The organism is Cyclobacteriaceae bacterium (assembly GCA_013141055.1).
GTDB lineage: Bacteria > Bacteroidota > Bacteroidia > Cytophagales > Cyclobacteriaceae > ELB16-189.
The window spans coordinates 2,337,674-2,357,886 of the sequence record JABFRS010000001.1 but is presented as its reverse complement, the minus strand read 5'-3'; the positions used below and the strand labels follow the sequence as shown (position 1 = coordinate 2,357,886).

At 41.4% G+C, this 20,213-nt stretch carries 22 protein-coding genes; 13 read left to right on the top strand and 9 right to left on the bottom strand.

The window, feature by feature from the left end:
• Positions 1–91 precede the first annotated feature (91 nt).
• From gldD to mutY, 4 genes are all read right to left on the bottom strand, one after another.
• Complete coding sequence (gene gldD, locus HOP08_10560) at positions 92–664, bottom strand: gliding motility lipoprotein GldD (protein NOT75362.1); 573 nt, start codon at positions 662–664, stop codon at positions 92–94.
• A 10-nt stretch (positions 665–674) separates the two neighbouring features.
• Entirely contained in the window at positions 675–1,967 is a 1,293-nt protein-coding gene (gene gldE, locus HOP08_10555) for a gliding motility-associated protein GldE (GenBank protein NOT75361.1), read from the bottom strand.
• 65 nt (positions 1,968–2,032) lie between these two features.
• Positions 2,033–2,485, bottom strand: coding sequence for a single-stranded DNA-binding protein (locus HOP08_10550; protein ID NOT75360.1), 453 nt, complete (start codon positions 2,483–2,485; stop codon positions 2,033–2,035).
• A 130-nt stretch (positions 2,486–2,615) separates the two neighbouring features.
• A complete protein-coding gene (mutY, locus tag HOP08_10545; protein ID NOT75359.1) occupies positions 2,616–3,668 on the bottom strand; it encodes an A/G-specific adenine glycosylase in 1,053 nt (350 codons plus the stop codon).
• Positions 3,669–3,748: 80 nt separating this feature from the next.
• Between mutY and HOP08_10540 the strand changes: the two genes are divergently transcribed.
• From HOP08_10540 to HOP08_10505, 8 genes are all read left to right on the top strand, one after another.
• Complete coding sequence (locus HOP08_10540) at positions 3,749–4,069, top strand: integration host factor subunit beta (GenBank protein NOT75358.1); 321 nt, start codon at positions 3,749–3,751, stop codon at positions 4,067–4,069.
• A 52-nt stretch (positions 4,070–4,121) separates the two neighbouring features.
• Positions 4,122–4,934, top strand: a complete 813-nt coding sequence (locus HOP08_10535; protein NOT75357.1) for a tetratricopeptide repeat protein — start codon at positions 4,122–4,124, stop codon at positions 4,932–4,934.
• A gap of 149 nt (positions 4,935–5,083) precedes the next feature.
• A complete protein-coding gene (locus HOP08_10530) occupies positions 5,084–6,682 on the top strand; it encodes an Rne/Rng family ribonuclease (GenBank protein NOT75356.1) in 1,599 nt (532 codons plus the stop codon).
• Between the two features lie 144 nt (positions 6,683–6,826).
• Positions 6,827–7,438: a hypothetical protein gene (locus tag HOP08_10525; protein NOT75355.1), complete on the top strand. Its 612-nt coding sequence runs from the start codon at positions 6,827–6,829 to the stop codon at positions 7,436–7,438.
• A gap of 106 nt (positions 7,439–7,544) precedes the next feature.
• Entirely contained in the window at positions 7,545–9,440 is a 1,896-nt protein-coding gene (gene htpG / locus HOP08_10520; protein ID NOT75354.1) for a molecular chaperone HtpG, read from the top strand.
• 225 nt (positions 9,441–9,665) lie between these two features.
• Positions 9,666–10,370 carry a hypothetical protein gene (locus tag HOP08_10515; protein ID NOT75353.1) on the top strand — a complete coding sequence of 235 codons (705 nt, stop codon included), beginning with the start codon at positions 9,666–9,668 and terminating at the stop codon, positions 10,368–10,370.
• 166 nt (positions 10,371–10,536) lie between these two features.
• Complete coding sequence (locus HOP08_10510) at positions 10,537–10,878, top strand: hypothetical protein (GenBank protein ID NOT75352.1); 342 nt, start codon at positions 10,537–10,539, stop codon at positions 10,876–10,878.
• Positions 10,879–11,119: 241 nt separating this feature from the next.
• Positions 11,120–12,742, top strand: a complete 1,623-nt coding sequence (locus HOP08_10505; protein NOT75351.1) for a response regulator — start codon at positions 11,120–11,122, stop codon at positions 12,740–12,742.
• A 4-nt stretch (positions 12,743–12,746) separates the two neighbouring features.
• Here HOP08_10505 and HOP08_10500 read toward each other — a convergent pair whose 3' ends face one another.
• A complete protein-coding gene (locus tag HOP08_10500) occupies positions 12,747–13,100 on the bottom strand; it encodes a YraN family protein (protein ID NOT75350.1) in 354 nt (117 codons plus the stop codon).
• Between the two features lie 41 nt (positions 13,101–13,141).
• Between HOP08_10500 and HOP08_10495 the strand changes: the two genes are divergently transcribed.
• The 5 genes from HOP08_10495 (at position 13,142) to HOP08_10475 (ending at position 17,361) form a co-directional block, all read left to right on the top strand.
• Positions 13,142–14,140, top strand: coding sequence for a bifunctional phosphoglucose/phosphomannose isomerase (locus HOP08_10495; GenBank protein ID NOT75349.1), 999 nt, complete (start codon positions 13,142–13,144; stop codon positions 14,138–14,140).
• Complete coding sequence (gene lipB / locus HOP08_10490) at positions 14,137–14,877, top strand: lipoyl(octanoyl) transferase LipB (GenBank protein NOT75348.1); 741 nt, start codon at positions 14,137–14,139, stop codon at positions 14,875–14,877. Before HOP08_10495 ends, lipB begins: the two co-directional genes overlap by 4 nt.
• A gap of 40 nt (positions 14,878–14,917) precedes the next feature.
• The gene (locus tag HOP08_10485) at positions 14,918–15,322 is read left to right on the top strand and encodes a hypothetical protein (protein NOT75347.1); all 405 of its coding nucleotides are present in this window, start codon (positions 14,918–14,920) and stop codon (positions 15,320–15,322) included.
• 11 nt (positions 15,323–15,333) lie between these two features.
• On the top strand, positions 15,334–16,044 hold the full coding sequence (locus HOP08_10480) for an SAM-dependent methyltransferase (GenBank protein ID NOT75346.1): 711 nt from the start codon (positions 15,334–15,336) through the stop codon (positions 16,042–16,044).
• A gap of 63 nt (positions 16,045–16,107) precedes the next feature.
• Positions 16,108–17,361 (top strand): methionine adenosyltransferase, encoded by a 1,254-nt coding sequence (locus tag HOP08_10475; GenBank protein NOT75345.1) that lies wholly within the window; start codon positions 16,108–16,110, stop codon positions 17,359–17,361.
• Positions 17,362–17,432: 71 nt separating this feature from the next.
• On the opposite strand, the gene HOP08_10470 is transcribed toward HOP08_10475, so the two are convergent.
• From HOP08_10470 to HOP08_10455, 4 genes are all read right to left on the bottom strand, one after another.
• A complete protein-coding gene (locus tag HOP08_10470; GenBank protein NOT75344.1) occupies positions 17,433–17,714 on the bottom strand; it encodes a ribosome-associated translation inhibitor RaiA in 282 nt (93 codons plus the stop codon).
• A 75-nt stretch (positions 17,715–17,789) separates the two neighbouring features.
• On the bottom strand, positions 17,790–18,662 hold the full coding sequence (locus tag HOP08_10465) for a tyrosine-type recombinase/integrase (GenBank protein ID NOT75343.1): 873 nt from the start codon (positions 18,660–18,662) through the stop codon (positions 17,790–17,792).
• Positions 18,663–18,758: 96 nt separating this feature from the next.
• Positions 18,759–18,953: a 30S ribosomal protein S21 gene (locus HOP08_10460; protein NOT75342.1), complete on the bottom strand. Its 195-nt coding sequence runs from the start codon at positions 18,951–18,953 to the stop codon at positions 18,759–18,761.
• Positions 18,954–19,039: 86 nt separating this feature from the next.
• Positions 19,040–20,179, bottom strand: a complete 1,140-nt coding sequence (locus HOP08_10455; protein ID NOT75341.1) for an acyl-CoA dehydrogenase — start codon at positions 20,177–20,179, stop codon at positions 19,040–19,042.
• Between the last annotated feature and the right edge of the window lie 34 nt (positions 20,180–20,213).

Genomic DNA, 20,213 nt, shown 5'->3' with positions numbered 1-20,213 from the left:
CAGGTGCGCCCGAGCGCACGTTGCTTAAATTTAAGAACAATCTTCTGATGGACGTGAAGGAAAAACCGGTCTGTTTAGAAAAGTTCAGGTATTACTTCCACTGAACTGAATTGATCAGTCTTAAAACATCTTTCTTCATATACACGATAGCGGGTTGCAGTGAATCATTTTGAACCTTGACATTGAAATACAAAGCGCCCCTTAAAAAATTTTTTGAAGAATCTGTCATTGTAAATTGAAACTGACTTGGAACCTCACCTTCAAGTTCAGCAACAACTGCAGTCATTCCGCTTGGGGTTCTCACAATCGTTTCATCAATCGCATATGCCTTGATCTGATGCTTTGATGTAAGCACATATGCATCCTTCAGATATTCACGCAAACGCTTTTCATCATGATTGATCTTTTCATAGGTAAGATGAATGGTAGCTTCCAGTTCAGGATAATAAATTTCAACCCAGTAAGTTGACTTCACCCACGAGGTATCTTTTAACAATCTTGCATGCTTTGAATACTCAAATTGATAGGGAAGTGTGTCAGGAGAAATTTGATAGGATGGTTCCGGAAGCGTCAAACGATTATATCCTTTGGGCTTCGGCTGATAATCATGGGAGCACGCTGACGCCAGCAACGCAACAACAGCAACAGCGAAAAGTTTTTTCATCATCATAGCTCTACTCCTCTCCGGTTTCTCCATCGATAATGGTCACTCTGATTCTTTTGATCTTCTTCTGGTCTACTGATACAATCGTGAATAAAAAACGATCGTATCCGATTTTATCTCCAGCATTAGGCATTGCACTATGGAGTTCAAGGATCAATCCTCCCAGCGATTCGCTTTCACCTTTGACATCGTCAAAGTATTGCGGATCAAGTTCCAATGCTTTGCATAGATCGTGAAGAGAAATTTTCCCTTCGAATACAAAGGTACGATCGTCAATCTTCTGATAGGGAATTGAAATCTCATCAAATTCATCATTGATCTCTCCAATAATTTCTTCAATCAGATCTTCCAGCGTTATCAGGCCACTGGTGCCGCCATATTCATCTGCAACGATCGCCATGTGAACATGCTTACTCTGAAAATCTTTCAACAATGAATCCAGCTTCTTGGTTTCCGGTATGAAAAATCCAGGACGGAGAAGGCTCTGCCACTGAAACGTCTCATTTTCCACCAAATAAGGAAGAAGATCCTTAGTATATAATATGCCCTGTATGTGGTCAATAGTCTCTTTATAAACTGGTATTCTTGAAAATCCAGACTTACTCACAGCATCCAAAAGTTCGCGAAAATTCAACTCCACCTCAACGGCAGATATTTCCATTCGCGATCTCATAACCTGCTTGACAGCCAACGTACCAAAGTTGACAATACCCTTCAAAATTTCTTTTTCATCCTCAGATGTTTCTTCATTTCCTGTCGTCAGGTCAAGCGCACGATTCAATTCTTCGACAGTGCTGGAATATCCACGCTTCTCAATACGACGCTCGATGAGACTGCTCATCCCCATCAGCATGTAAGAAATAGGACGACAGATTTTCTCTACCACTTTCCATATACCAGCCATGGCATGGGCAATGAAGAGATTACGCTGTGTAGCATAAACTTTTGGAATGATCTCTCCGAAAAATGTAATCGCAAAAGTTGTTACGAATGTCACTACGCCCACAATCGTGTCTGTTGGGTTTCGGGTATTCGCCATGTCCCACATCAGAAATGTTGATATTGTTACGACACCAACATTCACGAAATTGTTCATGATAAGTATCGTGGCAAGCAGTAATCTTGGGCGCTTGAGGAGATAGACAATATTCAAATAACCCGAATCATTGGATTCACGGCAACGATCAAGATCATCTGCTTTTAATGAAAAGAATGCGACCTCAGATGCCGAGATCATGGCAGACATAAAAAGCAGAACTGCGATTGCAATGAAGCTGAAGAGATAGAAAGAATTCACTTCCATTGAAGAGGTGTCAATGGAAGATGAATCAATTCATTACTTAAAAAGGTATCCACCTCAGTGTGTGATCAGAAAGGAAGGTCATCCGTACTGCTGCCGCCCGACTTGGAGCCGAAGTCATCTGAAGCACTGTGCTGGGGAGCAGCAGAAGGTCTGTATTCCTGATTTCCGCCTCCACTACTGCCCTCACGTTTAGTGCTGAGCATCGTCATGTTATCCCCAACAACTTCGGTAGTATACCGAGTAACATTCTCTTTTTCCCATGAGCGGGTACGGAGTTTGCCTTCGATGTAGATCATATCACCCTTGTGAAGATATTTGGCTGCAATCTCCGCAAGCCCTCTCCACAGTACAATGTTGTGCCACTCTGTGATTTCTTTTTTATCACCAGTAGTTTTGTCTTTATAGGTCTCGGAAGTAGCGATTGTAAAGTTTGCTACTGTTGCACCATTTTCGAGATTTCTCACTTCGGGATCTTTTCCCAGTCTTCCAACTAAAATAACCTTGTTTACGCCTGACATATGTGTGTGAATTTTATGATTACGATTTCATCAATTCCACATCTTCTGAAATGTGGAAGACGGTAAAGTTACCAAAAATTCACATCATGGATTCGGGCAAAGATGCGGAGATTCTATCCTTAGACACTGATTATTTACTGTTAAGAAGTCGTTCGATGAGGATAGGCTTTGGCAAATCCTCGACAGCTTTTAATGAGTAAGATTTCAGACCCAGTGTTTTGCCAATCCTGATGAATTCTTTTTCTGACGGAATATCTATTTCAATAAATTTTACAATCAAATGCTGATGAGAAAGAATGTGTTTGACCGGTTTTCGATCTGTTGCTGGATGATAATTACTTAATGGGTCATTTTCCTCAAGAAGATTTTCAATTTTATGCGTTCGCTTTTTCTCAATAAGATGAAAATCATAAAGACCTTTCCAGATATCTTTTTCCTCGCGCATTTTCATCAATGTTTTACCCCCATGGCGGATGATAAAGTAATGCATGTATCGTTTTCGAATCTTTAACTTCTTTGATTTGACAGGAAGTACAGATTGAAGGGCATTGAGATTGGCAACACACGCCTTCGAGAATACACAATCTTCACATTTTGGATTTTGCGGAAGGCAATGCATGGCACCAAATTCCATCACTGCCTGATTGTGAGTTGCCGGATCTGTAGTTGAGATCAGTTCATTTGCTTTTTTAAAGAAAAACTTCCTGCCTTCAGGAGTGGCAACATCTTTTTCTATTCCAAATACTCTTGAAAGAACGCGATAAACATTGCCATCAACTACCGCTACGGGTTGATGGAATGCAAAGGATGCAATCGCAGCAGCGGTGTAGTCACCAATGCCTGAAAGTTGTTTGAGTTCCTCAAAAGTTTGGGGAAACTTCCCTCCGAATTTTGTGACAACTTCCTGAGCGCATTTGTGAAGGTTTCTTGCGCGGGTATAGTATCCCAAACCCTGCCATAATCTCAAGACGTCCTGCTCTTTTGCCCGAGCGAGCGATCTTACGTCAGGATATTGTTGAATAAATTTTTGGTAATACGGAAGGCCTTGAGCGACCCTGGTTTGCTGCAAAATAATTTCCGAAAGCCATATTTTATATGCGTCTTGGGTGTTTCTCCATGGCAGATCGCGATGTGACTCGTGATACCACTGAACGATTTTTTTAGAGAAATATCCCTCCTTCATTTCCTTGAGAATCAGAATTTTTGAATATTGTTTTTAATTCAGGCCACGAAAATTAATTTTGCCCTCCCTAATTTCAAGCAATAACACCCAGCACCGTGACGAAAGCAGACGTTATAAATCAAATCGCAGAGAAGACAGGCATCGATAAAGCAGATGTTACAGCATCCGTGGAAGCCTTCTTTTCCATTGTAAAAAATTCCATGTCAGGCGGACATAATATATATGTTCGTGGCTTTGGAAGCTTCATCAATAAAAAACGAAAGAAGAAAATTGCACGCAATATTTCGCGCAACACTGCCATCGTGATCGATGAGCATTTCATACCAAGCTTTAAGCCTGCAAAAGTTTTCATCAACAAGATCAAGAACAGCGACAAGGTAAAGCAACTTGCTGAAAAATAAAGAGACACTTGTCTGACGGCTTTCGTTGTCTGACAAGTACAGCTCTCCTCTCATGCTCAAAAACCGCATCCTTCTATTGGCCATTAGTGCACTCCTCATAGTGGCACTTTTCTTTCTTCCTAAAGCGGTTGTTGAAAATGATAATCAGTTGCAAACCGGAACTGACTCCAAAGGTTCCGGAGCCATGGCGGCAAGTCCGCACGGACCCACACCACAAGGCGTTCGCCAAAACATTAACCGGTTGAAAGCCCGATACTTATCGGGTTTGCCTGAAGAAAAAAATGCTATCTTTGCCGACTCTTTAGCGATCCTGTATAATCAAGCGGGTCTTTTCGACAGCGCAGCCTGGTACGCAGAGAGAGCAATGACGTTCTTTAAAACTGATGAAAGCCTTTTGAAAGCAGGTAATGCCTATTACGATGCTTACACCTTTGCCCTCAATGCTGAAAAGCAGCAGGCAATGGCAGAAAAAACCCGTGCGCTCCTGGAGCAGGTATTGGAAAAAAATCCAAAAAACCCGGACGCCAAGATCAAAATAGCCATGACCTATTTCTCTTCCAATCCTCCCAAAGGTGTTGGCATGATGAGAGAAGTACTGGCCGATGATCCAAAGAATCAACTGGCACTTTTCAACATGGGAATGCTGTCCATTCAATCTCAACAGTATCCTAAGGCAGTCGACTGGTTGGAAAAGCTTTCAGCAGTGAATGAAAAGCATATTCAGGGTCAATTGCTTCTGGGGGTTGCATATCTCAACCTTGGTCAAAAAGAAAAAGCTCGTCAGCAATTTGATAAAGTAAAAAAAATGGATTCGGATCCTTCAGTTCAGGCTACTGTCGATTCGTATCTCGAGGAACTTAAATAATTTTTTAACTCTCCCGGTCACTCGGGACAAACATTAAAACACTATGCCAAGCGGTAAGAAAAGAAAGAAACACAAAATGGCGACCCACAAACGCAAAAAACGTTTGAGAAAAAATCGTCATAAGAAGAAATAGGTAATCCTGATTAACCGTGAGTAACGAACTAATCATAAGCGCTACTCCGGAAGGATGCCGCATTGCCCTACTGCGCGACAAGTCGCTGGTTGAATTTCATGAAGACAATGGTGGAAGCAAGTTCTCTGTAGGTGACATTTACCTTGGCAACGTTAAGAAAGTTGTCCAGGGTTTAAATGCCGCCTTCATTGATATCGGATACGAGAAGGATGCATTCCTTCACTATCTGGATCTTGGTCCTCAATTTGGATCCCTTCAGAAATTCACAAAGCTGGTTCGCGCCAAAAAGATCACAGGTGGTCGACTAGAAAAATTCCAGGCTGAAAGAGATATCGACAAGCATGGAAAAATCGGCCAGCAACTTTCCAAAGGACAGTTTATTCCTGTCCAGGTTGTAAAGGAGCCGATCTCCACAAAGGGCCCGCGTCTTTCTTCGGAGTTGTCCATCGCCGGGAGATACCTGGTCATGGTGCCATTCTCAAACTCTGTGAACGTCTCCAAACGTATCAGCAGCAGTGAAGAGCGTAAACGCCTCCAACGCCTTATCCAATCAATCAAACCTGAAGGATTTGGTGTCATCGTACGTACTGTCGCCGAAGGCAAAGAAGTAGCAGAACTGGACAAAGATCTTCGCAACCTGGTGAAAACCTGGGAAGAAGGTGCTGCCCGTCTTGTCACTGCTAATCCACGCGACAAGATCATCGGTGAACTAAGCAAAACATCATCTATCCTTCGTGATCTGCTGAACGAATCTTTTGATAACGTTCACATCGACGACAAAAAGATCTACGAAGAAGTAAAGGCCTATATCCATAACATCGCTCCTGACAAGGATAAGATCGTTAAGCTTTATACAGGCAAAGCAAAAATCTTTGAACACTACGGCATTGAGAAGCTCATCAAGTCTGCATTTGGTCAGACTGTGAGTCTTAGAGCTGGTGGATATCTCATCATTGAACATACGGAAGCTCTTCACGTCATTGACGTCAACAGCGGAAACAAATCCAATCGTGAAGAAAATCAGGAGACCACTGCTTTATCGGTTAACATTGAAGCCGCGAAAGAAGTAGCGCGTCAGCTTCGTCTGCGCGATATGGGTGGTATCATCGTTGTCGATTTTATCGACATGCGCAGTGCCGATAACAAGAAGCTCATCTTCAAAACAATGATTGATGAGATGGAGCAGGATCGTGCCAAGCACACTGTTCTTCCTCTTTCAAAGTTTGGATTGATGCAAATCACCCGTGAACGTGTACGTCCGCAGATGAATATTGCAACCAAGGAAGTATGTCCGACTTGCAATGGAACTGGCAGCATCACAGCAAGCATTTTGATCACAGATCAGATCGAAGAGCATATCAAGCATCTGTTTGAAAAACAAAATGAACCTAACCTGGTTCTTGCACTTCATCCTTTCCTGTTTGCCTATTACACAAAAGGACTTTTTTCCAAAAGGGTAAAGTGGTTCTTCAAATACAAACGTTGGGTCAATCTTGTAAAAGACACTTCTCTTGGAATTACAGAATTCCACTTCCTGAACAAGGATGGTGAAGAAATTGATCTGGCGAAAGGTAAGCCTGCTGCACAACCCGCAGAGGTCGCAGCAGAAGCTTAATAAACTTCTTAGTTAAATTATTTCACAGCGAGGGATCATAAAATCCTTCGCTGTTTTGTTTTACGGCCAGTCAAAATAAACTTTGCTTCCAACAAAAATGTCAAACCAAAATCTCCTTACTTGGTAGGAATTCTCTTGCCCCCTATGAAAAAAATTCCCGTTCTGATTGGCATTGCTTTGCTCATTTCTACTCAAAGCTGTTATATCGCCAAGCCCCTGGACCATGATGTCCGGGTTTCCATTAACACTGATTTTCCAGTAATCATCACAAATACCGGAACATCAAATTTTAGTGCTTTGCATACCGAAGCAGAGTATCGCGAGTCGTATTTGAAAGAACTTAAGAATGAATTCACCAACGATCATATTATCATCGATGAAGCTTCTCCCGAGTTTATTGTGAAAATAAGTTCTCTGGAAATTTCCGAGAGCACCAAAACCGATACTGTAAAAGATGTAAAGTCAAAAGACAACGGTCTCATTCGTGATCTCACCCTTGGCAACTTGAAAACTTCCGGCACCGTGGCTCCGGCCGCAGGTGGCAATTCTGTAAAATGGTCTGCTGAAAAAGATAAAGATGAAAGACTGGACAACGCTCGCAATGTGGGTCAGATGATTACCGGTGAGAACAAAGACAATACCGTATACACCGAAAAAGGCTTTGATGAAAATGAGTTTGTTGTGCAATCTGGTCATTGTGGACGTCGTGCTGCCGTGAGAATTGTCAAAGACATTCAGGGATTATTGAAAAAATAACATCCCAAGTCTGACAACCTGACACTTACATTTTTTTGGAACACCATTTGAAACCCTCCGCCCGCGAGGGTTTTTAATTTAATCTCGTACAATTATGGCAGAAACAATGGAAAAAGGCACGATCTCGATCAATACGGAAAACATCTTTCCGATCATCAAGAAATTTCTCTACTCAGACCATGAAATATTCCTCAGGGAATTGGTCAGCAACGCGGTAGACGCCACCCAAAAGCTAAAGAAGCTCGCGGCAATGGGTGAGTTTAATGGAGAGCTGGGTGACTTGAAAATCGAAGTCAGTTTTGATAAGAACAACAAGACGATTACAGTCTCCGATCATGGACTCGGAATGACCGGTGAGGAAATTAAAAAGTATATCAATCAGATCGCTTTTTCCGGAGCCACTGAATTCGTTGAAAAATTTAAAGACAAAGGTGATGCAAAAGACATCATTGGAAAGTTTGGTCTTGGATTTTACTCGGCGTTCATGGTTTCTGACAGAGTCGTGATTCATTCACGCTCATATAAATCAACTGAAGCAGAAGGTGCACGATGGGAATGTGATGGATCAACGGAGTTTGAATTAACCTCTCTTCCAAAGGAACAGCGTGGAACAGATGTAATTCTTCATATCAATCAGGAAGGTGAAGAGTTTCTGGATGAGTTTCGTCTGAAAGGAATTCTTGATAAATATTGCAAGTTCCTTCCTGTTGAAATCAAATTCGGCACAAAGGAAGAGCGTGTAGAGGATGGTGTTGACAATGAGGGTAAGCCCGCTTTTAAAAGCATTACAAAAGATAACATCATCAACAATCCTTCACCTCTCTGGACCAAGTCGCCCAAAGAACTTACTGATGAAGATTATTTAAAGTTTTATAAAGAACTCTATCCGTTTGCGGAAGAACCATTGTTCTGGATCCATCTTAATGTTGATTATCCATTCAACCTTACCGGTGTTCTTTATTTCCCTAAGGTTAAGAATGATTTTGAAGTCAATAAAAACAAGATCCAGCTTTACAGCCGCCAGGTTTTTATAACCGATGAGGTAAAGGATGTTGTTCCTGACTTCCTTATGTTACTCCACGGCGTTTTGGATTCCCCGGATATTCCGCTAAACGTTTCACGCAGTTATCTTCAAAGTGACTCCAATGTCAAAAAGATCAGTCAGCACATTTCCAAGAAAGTAGCTGACAAGCTCAATGATATGTTCAAAAAGGATCGCACTGATTTCGAAAAGAAGTGGGATGACATTAGCATTTTTGTAAAGTATGGAATGGTCAGCGATGAAAAATTCTATGATCGCGCAAAAGATTATGCTTTACTGAAAAACACTCAGAAAAAGTATTCAACAATTGAAGAATATCACACCCTTGTCAAGGATCTTCAAACCGACAAAGAAGGAAATCTCATCTATCTCTACAGCAGCGATGTCAATAAGCAACATAGCTTTATTGAAACAGCCAATCAAAAAGCTTATGATGTATTGATTCTCGATGGGGTTCTTGATAGCCATTTCATCAATACGCTGGAGCAAAAGCTTGAAAAGACGCAATTCCGAAGAGTTGATAGTGATACTATTGATAAACTGATTGTAAAGGATGAGACGGTTGAAAGCGTTTTAAGTCAGGAAGATCAGGATAAGTTGAAATCAGTATTTCAAAAAGCCATCAACAACGCCAGCATGAATGTGGCGATTGATTCTCTTGCGCCCGATCATTTACCGGTTACCGTTACTATGAGCGAATGGGCAAGAAGAATGAAAGACATGGCTCGCACAGGCGGTGGTGGTGGAATGTATAGCTTCATGGGATCCATGCCTGATCAATATTCGGTCTCCATCAACAGCAATCATAAGATGGCTCAAAAAGTATTACAAGCTGAAAATGAAGAGCAGCAAATCAAACTTGCAAAACAAGCATACGATCTTGCTCTGCTTTCACAAGGAATGCTTACTGGTGCCGATCTCACCAATTTCATTAAAAGAAGCGTTGATTTAGTATCCTAGTCCCCAAAGTTTGAAGCCAAGGCTGGAAATTCCGGTCTTGGCTTCACTTAAACGGGTTTAAAATAAACTTTCCATAATTTCGTTTTCCATGACATTATGTTGAAGTCCTCTTTCCTTATTCTATTCATTCTCTTCGGATTGCTTTCCTATGGTCAGGAGAGGAAGAAGGAAGCATTCGGACAGGAAGGACAATTCACGTTTGAAACCGACAAGCCCTTTAAGCTTCTGGAGCTGGATGAAAAAACATCTGATCCAATTGTTACCAAAAAGAAGAAGCCAAAAAAGAAGACATTTTACGGATTAAAAACACGCAAAAGCTATACACGTAAAGGCTTCGGTGATAAGGTTGTCATTGAGCTTTTCTATACGCTTAAGTATCCCGATAAGCCTACTGAATTCGTTCGTGATATTTTCTGGTACGACTTTACAAGAAGAGAGATCCGTCGCTCAGGAAACTTTGATCAAAAAAAAGGTGTCCTTCTTCACGGACCTTACAAGAAAATGCAGGGACCCGTGGTACTGGAGGAAGGTATTTTTTACAAAGGCGCCAAGCATGGACGATGGATGAAGTACGATCGCCAGGATATTCTGGATGACAAAGAGAAGTTCTACAAAGGCTGGCCAAAAGAATCTATCGTCACTTACTATGATGCAGTAGAGCATAAAAAGGTAAAGGAAATGATCCCGATTGAAATAGATGAGCGCGAGGGCTTCTATTTTTTATTCCATGAAAACGGAAATATCGCAGTGACAGGTGAATACAAATGGGGAGAAAAAGTCGGCGACTGGGTAGAGAACTATCCTAACGGTAAACGAAAAAAGATTGTCTCTTATCCTAAAGAGCCATTCGAAAAAGAGATCAAACCTTTCGTCAGAAAGGAATGGGATGAAAAAGGTCGGGAGATCTTCACATCCAGCAAAGGAGTTTAAGGATATTCACAATCCTTAAAATTTTCATCCAATAGCACTTTTATAGATTCAGTCTCGGGGGATTCCCCGATGACCTGACCAATTCCTGATTTTGTTAATTAAGTTTTCTCCTGATTCGCAGCGCGTTCGGGAACATGATCTTTGACCATATAAAAACAACAATTATATGGTCCACAGGCCGCTCTATATCGATTTCAGTTTGTATGCGCACGGTGATCCTGACTTTAAGAAGGAACTGATCAAGATGATGGTTTCAGACTTAATGGAATTGCAGCAGTCACTTCAGTTGTCTTTTCGGTTTAATGAAATCTCCTTTTACAAAAGAGTATGTAACAAGATAAACTCAACTCTTAACATGCTTGATGACAGAGAATTTATTGACATCGTCGAAGAGATTAAATCAGATAACAGCAACGAAGAGAAGGCAGCATCCTTTAACAGGCTTTGTGTTGAAATTGTCAACAGCCTCGAAGCAAATCAAAACGAAAAAAATCCAAGACTCAACTAAACAAACAATTTAAACCCAATTATTATGTCATACCACGATCCATACACATCAGGAAAAAAGGTTCACTTGAAACTTTTAAGACTTGCGGTCTTATTTGTTATGATCCTAGTTACATTCTTTTCATTCACAATGAAAAAAAATACAGTAGCAAGTACTGATCCTTTACAGGAAGAAAGCGCTGCTGCCTCCGTTCAGACAGCAAGTCTGCAATCAAGTTCAGTTAAATAAAATCACCATCTGTATGTCTGAATACAAACAATTTTCCGAACACGACAAAAAAGTCCTGCTGAAAATATTCAGGCTTACAATGATCTTGATCTTATTGACTGCCACTTTTTTCTCATTCGCACAGAGTACGCATGAAGAAGAAATATCTCCTGTGGCTAATCATACTTTTACGGTTCTAAAGGAGTATGATTCGTTTAGTAATCGGCCTATTCATCTTGCAACACCGCCTGTAAAGGTTGTGTTCTGGGAATCAGCATGGTTTCGTTTCTCAGCAGGATTTCTGATCGTAGGTATTCTGCTTTTCATTCAACGTCTCAGAGTGCGCACCATTCAGAAAATGAGAAGAGCTTTTGAGAATGAGCTGATAGAAAGAAATGAAGAGGTCCTTCGACAGGTAAAAACAGTTCGGATTCATTCCGATTCTCTTTTAAAATTAAGAGGACAGTTTGACTCCCTTCAGAAAAGTCTTGAAGACCAAATCGAGAAAACAGAAAAGTCAGAACAAACAAAGGCCAATCTCCTGGCAATGATAAGCTACGGAGTGAATTCGCCTCTGAATGGCTTAAAGGAGATTTCCTCTTCGCTAAAAGAAGTACAGCTCACCAAAGAGATGCACGAATGTTCCGCCGCAATCGAAAATCATGTGAATGATCTGCAATCCGCTGTCCATGATATTTTTGATTTTGCTAAGATTGAGGCTGGACAAATCAAGCTGGATGAAAAGGAATTCAATCTTCGTCGCTGTATTGAAGACGTTTTGGAAGTCTTCGCCAGTAAGTCAGGCGACATCGATTTTGATCTGGTATATCGATTAAGAGATGATGTGCCTGTTCAAATTTGGGGAGATGCATTCCGCTTGAAGCAAGTCTTGACTAATCTTATTGCAAATGTGTTAAAATTCACACAACAGGTTGAAGACATCTTCATTGATGTGCAGGTTGTGAAAACAGAAGGCGACATTCATACTCTTGATTTTCAGATCCACAATTCTGGATATGGAATTCACTATGAAAGTGCCGTCAGTATGTTCAAGTCATCCAGTTACTCCGATAATTTAAGCAACGATCAGTATGGTGGTACCGGATTAGGTTTACCGACTTGTGAAAATCTCGTGAGGCTCATGGGTGGAACTATTGTGATGGAAAGTCACAGAGGGAAGGGATCAACCTTCTCCTTTGCAATCAAATTCAAGACTGATGCAAACCGCTTTAAGGGAACTGAGAATTTTGAAACCGATCAGCTCGAGGGCAAAAATGTTCTGCTGGTGCATAATCATTCCATCAGCCTTAATGTTTTAAAAGACCAGTTGCAACGGTGGAAAATGAATGTTACTGCTGCTGCTTCCGGATTTGAAGCGATGAAATTCTTATCGGAAAGATCAAGCTTTGATCTTGTGATAACAGATTTAAAGATGCAGGGATTTGATGGTGTTCAGTTGGGACAAGCGATTCGAAAATTTCATTCTTCTCTTCCTGTAATCCTTTTGAGTCCGAAAGACAATGAAAGGGCTAAAAAAGAGGGCGATCTGTTCAATTCAATAATCTCCAAACCTGTCCGGCAAGCTGTCTTTCATAAACATCTTTCAAGATGTGTAATCTCATTCGACAGATACATCGCAGAGGCTAGCGGGCAATAGTTCGCTAGTAAAAAGCATCTTCAATGTGACGAATCTTGTGCTTATGGCCATAAATATTTACGGCTACGATGTCATATCGAACATTCCCCTGCCAGTCTTGGCGATACATATATTCAAGCGCTCCTTCGAAAATCATTTTCTTCTTTTTGTAGTCAACAAATTCTTCGGGATATCCGAAAGCCGTTGATGTTCTCGTTTTTACTTCAATAAAAACCAGCCAGTTTCCGCGACTCACAATCAGATCGATTTCTGATTTCTTAAAACGAAAGTTCCTTTCCAGGATGGTAAAACCTTTTTCCTGAAGGAATGCCGCCGCCAGATCTTCCCCCTGCTCTCCCATTTTGATATTATCAGTCATGACCTACCTTTGATTCCAAATTTCAGACGGATCCTATTTCCATGAAAAAAAATCTCGAAGGATTTACCAGACAATTAAGCGATGCTCTCCGCATTGGGAATAGTGTGGATCTGGTCCGACAGGGCTCTGACATTAGAAACGTACTCATTGTTGGGATGGGGGCCAGTGGAATTGCGGCTAATCTGGTGGAATCACTTACGTTTGGAAGAGTTCCCATCCCGATCACCGTTTGCAAGGGATATGAGATTCCGCAATTCGTAAGTCCCCATACGCTTTTCATAGCATGTTCTTATGGAGGAAATACCGAAGAGACCCTTGAAGCAATGCAGAAGGCAATGCTCAAGCGTGCCCACATTATCTGCATAACAGCCGGCGGAAAGATGATGGACATCGTGAAAGAACATAATCTTCTTTACATTAGAATTCCAGGCAACTATAACAGTCCGAGAGTTACTGTTTCATACATGATTGTCTTTTTGCTTACGGCATTATATCACACCAACCTGATCGGTGCCGCCTTCATTCGGGAAACAGAGAATGCCATGGAGCATCTCGATCGAAGCGAAAAGGCAATTCAGGCAGAAGCTGAGTTGATTGCAAAAAAACTAAAAGGCAAACTTCCATTTATCTATTGTGATGGTCGCCTCCAGGCAATGGCAGCCCGTTTTCAGCAGCAGCTTAATGAGAACGCAAAGCAAATCGTTCATTACAATACCTTCCCGGAAATGAATCATAATGAATTGGTAGGATGGCGATTCCCGGAAAACATTCTCCAGCAGGCTCAGGTTATTTATCTTCATTCCGATCATGACCACGTCCGGGTTGATAAAAGATTGGACATCTGCAGGCAGATTTTTGAAAAACGATCTCATCATATTATTGATATTGTCGCCGAGGGCGCATCATTACTTGAGCAATACTTCTATCTGATCCATCTTACTGATTGGATTTCGTATTTCCTTGCAAAGGAGAATAAAGTCGATCCTGATCCAATAGAAGAAATTGATTTTTTAAAGGCAGAGCTTGACCGGTCTTCATGAATTTAAAGCCGAATCACGAAACTGAGATCATTGACCTTGGATTGATCGATTATCAGCAGGCACTGGATTATCAAACCCACCTGTTCAATGATACTCTTGCAATTAAATCCGCCAACAGGGACACTTCTGAGGATAAGCAACTCACCACAAAAAATTATCTGATCTTTTGCGAACATCCTCATGTTTTTACTTTGGGTAAAAGCGGAGACGAGAAAAATCTTCTTGTCAAAAAAGAAGAGCTCCACACAATAAATGCTACCTATTATCCAGTCAACAGAGGCGGAGACATCACATATCACGGTCCCGGGCAAATTGTTGTGTACCCAGTCATCGACATGGAAAATTTCTTCACAGACATTCATCAGTATATGAGATTGTTGGAAGAGTCTGTGATCATGACTCTTAAGCATTTTTCAATCCAATCCGGAAGAATTCCAGGACTTACTGGTGTCTGGCTCGATATTGATAATAACAAGGCAAGAAAGATCTGTGCTCTTGGGGTAAAGACCAGTCGTTGGGTGACACTTCATGGCCTTGCTTTTAATGTTAATTCAGACCTCAAATATTTCGATTACATCGTGCCGTGCGGGCTCGCCGATAAAGCTGTTACTTCGATGCAAAAAGAATTAAGGACTATTCAGAATATGAATGAAGTAAAGGAAGTTCTGAAAAATAATCTTGTCTCACTTTTTGGAATGAAGGCTTTGGTGGCAACATCCAGCCCAAAACGTAATTAATTCCAGGAGATATTTATTTTTGTTGCTGAATCTGTGCTGTATGATCAAAGACATTCATCTTCCCATTGTAAAAAATGTAACACTTGCTGTCATTCGTGATAAGAATAATCTGCTTCAGGACGAGTGGAAAGTATATCTGATTAACAACAACGATGTTGCTCTTGAAAATACTCTGGTGGCCAGCACAGGTTACGGGGAAAAAGAGGGCGAGAAGCAACGCACCTCCACGCTCCGTCATTTTTTGCAAACCGTGCCACCCAACAGCACCGCGCTGATAGAGCCAATTGATTCAGCTGTTTTTCACCTTAACAACGAGTATTGGCTAAGCTATTATATTGGAACTCAGATATACGACAAACGATTTGTTTTTGTGCCCGATACGATCCGGGAAGAGAATCTTACATTCATTAAAGAACTCGAACGGGAAGGGGTTCTTCACTCGTGATCAAATTAAAAATGAAAGGCAAACTTTTTCTTCTCCCGACTATTATTGCTGACGAAACACAGAAATTCGTTTTGCCATCACTGGTAACGGAGTCGGTAAAATCCCTCTCCTATTTTTTGTGTGAAAATGTACGCACTGCACGGCGGTTTGTAAGCAGCCTTAAAGTGCATGAGAGCATTGAGGCACTTCAGTTTGAAGTTCTTGATAAAGACACTCCTGCTACATCTTTGGCAAAACTATTGTCTCCACTTCAAAATGGGATTAATGTTGGCATTCTCAGCGAATCAGGTTGCCCTGGCATTGCGGATCCGGGTGCAATGGCTGTCGCTTACGCACATCAAAACCAGATACAGGTTGTTCCATTGGTCGGGCCTTCTTCAATCCTGCTTGCCTTGATGGCCTCAGGATTAAACGGGCAAAAATTTGCTTTTCATGGATACCTTCCGGTAGAAGCAAAAGATGCGGGCAATTCAATAAAAGTCCTTGAGCAAGAGTCAAGAGAAAAAAATCAAACTCAGATATTCATTGAAACTCCTTATCGGAACAACTCACTGTTAAACCATTTGTTGAAGTCCTTAAGAGGAGATACAAAGCTTTGTGTTGCTATCAACCTCACATCCGCTGATGAAAAAATCATCTGTCAGGACATAAATCAATGGAAGAAAGGCCTCATGACATTTGAAAAAGTCCCTGCTGTATTCCTTTTTCTGGCAATCAAATAGAGGTGTGGGAGAATAGTTAAACCTCATTATCTTTGCGGCCTTTAGTAAATCCAAAACAAACAAATGCCATATTTATTCACTTCCGAATCAGTATCTGAAGGGCACCCCGACAAGGTTGCCGACCAAATTTCTGACGCTTTAATCGACGCCTTTTTAGCGTACGATCCAAATTCAAAAGTTGCTTGCGAAACGCTGGTAACAACCGGTCAGGTGGTTCTGGCAGGTGAAGTAAAATCTGAAGCATATCTTGATGTTCAGGAAATCGCCCGTGAAGTCATCCGAAAGATCGGATACACTAAGAGCGAATATATGTTTGAAGCAAATAGCTGCGGAATTTTCTCTGCTATTCACGAACAATCTGCTGACATCAATCAAGGTGTTGAGCGCAAGAAAAAAGAAGATCAGGGTGCTGGTGACCAGGGAATGATGTTTGGTTATGCAACCAACGAAACGGACAACTATATGCCGCTTGCGTTGGATCTGGCTCATATGTTGTTGCTGGAACTTGCCGTCCTTCGTCGTGAAGGAAAAGCTATGAACTATCTCCGTCCTGATGCAAAGTCTCAGGTAACAATTGAATACGGTGACGACAATAAACCAACCCGCATTGACACCATCGTTATCTCTACTCAGCATGATGATTTCGATAAAGACGCTGTGATGTTGAAAAAAATAAAGGATGACGTGATCAATGTATTGGTTCCTCGCATCAAGAAAAGACTTCCAAAACGCCTTCAGGCATTATTTGGAGATGACATCAAGTACCACGTTAATCCTACTGGTAAATTTGTAATCGGTGGTCCACACGGTGACACAGGTCTTACCGGAAGAAAGATCATTGTTGATACTTATGGTGGTAAAGGTGCACATGGTGGTGGCGCCTTTTCAGGAAAAGATCCTTCCAAGGTTGACCGTTCAGCAGCATATGCTACCCGTCACATTGCTAAGAATCTTGTGGCTGCGGGTGTTTGCAGCGAAGTACTCGTTCAGGTTGCTTACGCAATTGGTGTAGCACAACCTGTTGGCCTGTATGTTAACACTTACGGAACTTCCAAAGTGAAGATGTCTGATGGAGAAATTTCTGATGCGATCGCAAAGATCTTCGACATGCGTCCTTACTTCATTGAAGAACGTTTTAAGTTACGCACACCTATTTATTCTGAAACTGCTGCCTATGGACACATGGGTCGTGAGCCTAAAATTGTTGAAAAGGTTTTCAACAAAGGAAAGAAGACAGAAAAGAAAGTAAAGGTTGAGTTGTTCCCTTGGGAAAAACTTGACTACGTGGATAAGGTAAAAAAAGCATTTAAGCTTTAGAAGTCAAATAGATCATAAAAAAGCCCCTCCGGTATCCGAAGGGGCTTTTTTTATAGTAATAAATCTGTTTTCTATCGTTTGAATTTGTTCAACTGATTTCTCAGAGCTTCGGTTGCCATATCTGCAGCAGCTTCAAATGAACGAGCTTGTTCCTTTGCAAATAACTTTTTCCCGGGAACACTAAGCTTTATCTCTACTGTTTTATTTTCTATTCCTTCATTGTTAATTCTGAGAAAAACTTCTCCCTCTACAAACCGGTCATAAAATGTCTGAAGCTTATCGACACGTTGCTGAATGAAGTCGATCAATTTCTGATCGGCATTGAAATGGATTGAATGAACCTGTAACCTCATAACTCTTGAATTTAAGTGAAACGATCGTACTCTTTTATTCTACTTATTTATCTCAACAAAATCATGCCAGTAGCCTTATGCTTTGGGATGAGCCTGATCAAATACCTTTTTAAGCTTCTCCATTGAGTTGTGTGTATATACCTGTGTTGCTGCCAAACTACTATGACCCAACAGATCTTTCACGGCGTTGATCTCAGCACCCTTATTCAAAAGATGAGTCGCATATGTGTGTCTCAGAACATGTGGACTTGTTTTCTCTACAGAAGTTGAACTCAAATATTTTTTTGCTATTCGCTGCACAAGCATGGGATAACATTTGCCTCCGGTGTCACCAACAATAAAACATCCGTGATCGCCAACTTCAATCTCTTTATTTCTTGCGTTACGATACCCTTTTATGATTGGAACGAGTGAATCCGAAAAAGGAATGACTCTTTCTTTATTTCTTTTACCTAATACACGAATTGTTTGTTCGCGAAGATTAACCTGATTCTCTTTCAGATTGATCAATTCAGACAATCGCATTCCTGTTCCATACAAAAGTTCCAGTACGAGTTTTGATCTCCAACCCTCATGATTGTTCTCAAACTCCTGATCAAGCACAGAGTTTATGTCCGGCTCCTTTACGAATTGAGGAAGTTTCTTTTTCGTCTTCAGCACCTTGATCTTCATCATTGGATCTTTACTGATCGATTCCTGCTTCAGCAGGAATTTATAATAGCTGCGAAGGCTGGCAATTTTTCTGTTAACCGATAAAGGATCCAGCTTCTGCTCAACAAGTTCAACGATCCAGGAACGTACCATTCCGTATGAGGCCACAGAGGGAATTTCCTCATAGCTTTTCCTCAGATAAATCTCAAACTGGGATAGGTCATTCTTATAAGAAAGGACAGTATGCGGGCTAAACCTTTTTTCAAAACGGAGATAATTCAGAAAAGAATCGATCATGTCAGCAGCTACATTCGGGCGTCTTTAGAAATGTAAAAAAAAAATCCCCCCGGATGAAGAATCCGGAGGGATATGTTGACAAATGTCTATGGAATGTTAGTAATTCTCTTTTACGAATTGGCTTTGGCGATAAACCGCTTTCAAAACCTGAGTCCTTCTGGTCACAGATGGCTTTTCAAAAGCCGTGCGTGCGCGAAGCTCTCTTAGGACACCTGTCTTTTCAAACTTCTTTTTGAAGCGTTTAAGGGCCTTATCGATTGACTCGTTTTCTTTGATGTTAATGATCAGCATGCGTATTGTTCTTTATGGGCTGCAAATATAGGGTAAAGGGCACCTATTTTGCAAAATCAAACTAAAATAGTGAAGCCTAAGACCAACTAGGCTAAAAGAGCCCTGGAAATCACCAATTTCTGGATTTCTGAGGTCCCCTCACCGATTGTGCAGAGTTTTGCGTCACGGTAAAACTTCTCAGCCGGAAAATCCTTGGTATAACCATAGCCACCAAAAATCTGCACTCCCTCATTGGCCACATCCACCGCCACTTCAGAGGCGTAAAGCTTTGCCATGGCAGATTCCTTGTTCACGCTTTTACCCATGTTCTTTAGCTCTGCAGCTCTGAATGTCAGAAGTCTGGCTGCTTCAATTTTGGTTGCCATGTCAGCAAGCTTAAATGAAATGCCCTGAAAAGATGAGATCGGTTTGTTGAACTGCTGACGTTCCTTTGAATACTGCAGGGCCGCATCAAATGCTCCCTGTGCAATTCCAAGACTTAAGGCTGCAATTGAAATGCGTCCACCATCAAGAACTTTCAAAGACTGAATAAATCCTTCACCTACTTCACCCATCATCTGACTCTTATGAACACGGCAATCTGAGAAGATCAACTCAGCAGTTTCTGATGCACGCATTCCAAGTTTGTTTTCCTTCTTTCCGGAAGTAAACCCTTTTGTGCCCTTTTCAATGATGAAAGAAGACATTCCATGAGAATCTCCAACCTTGCCCGTTCTAACAATAACTACTACAACATTCCCGCTTCTTCCATGGGTGATGAAATTCTTGGATCCATTGAGCACATAATGATCGCCATCTTCTACAGCAACGGTCCTCATGTTTCCGGCATCTGATCCTGTATTTGGTTCTGTCAAACCCCAAGCTCCAATCCATTCGCCTGAAGCAAGCTTTGGAAGATATTTTTGCTTTTGTTCTTCATTGCCAAACTGAAGAATATGATTTGTACAAAGAGAATTATGTGCAGCTACTGATAATCCTATTGAACCATCAATGCGTGATATCTCAGCAATGGTGGTTACGTATTCCATATAGCTTAAGCCAGCACCACCATACTCCGTTGGAACCAGCACACCCATAAGCCCCAGCTTACCCATTTCACGAAAAATATGAACCGGAAATTCCTGAGACTCGTCCCATTCCATCATATGAGGACGGATGAATTTGTTCCCAAAATCCCTGATCATTTGTGTTACCATCGCCTGGCTTTCCGATTGCTCGAAATCAATTCCAGCAGAAGTCTCTGTCATTACTTGCATCGCC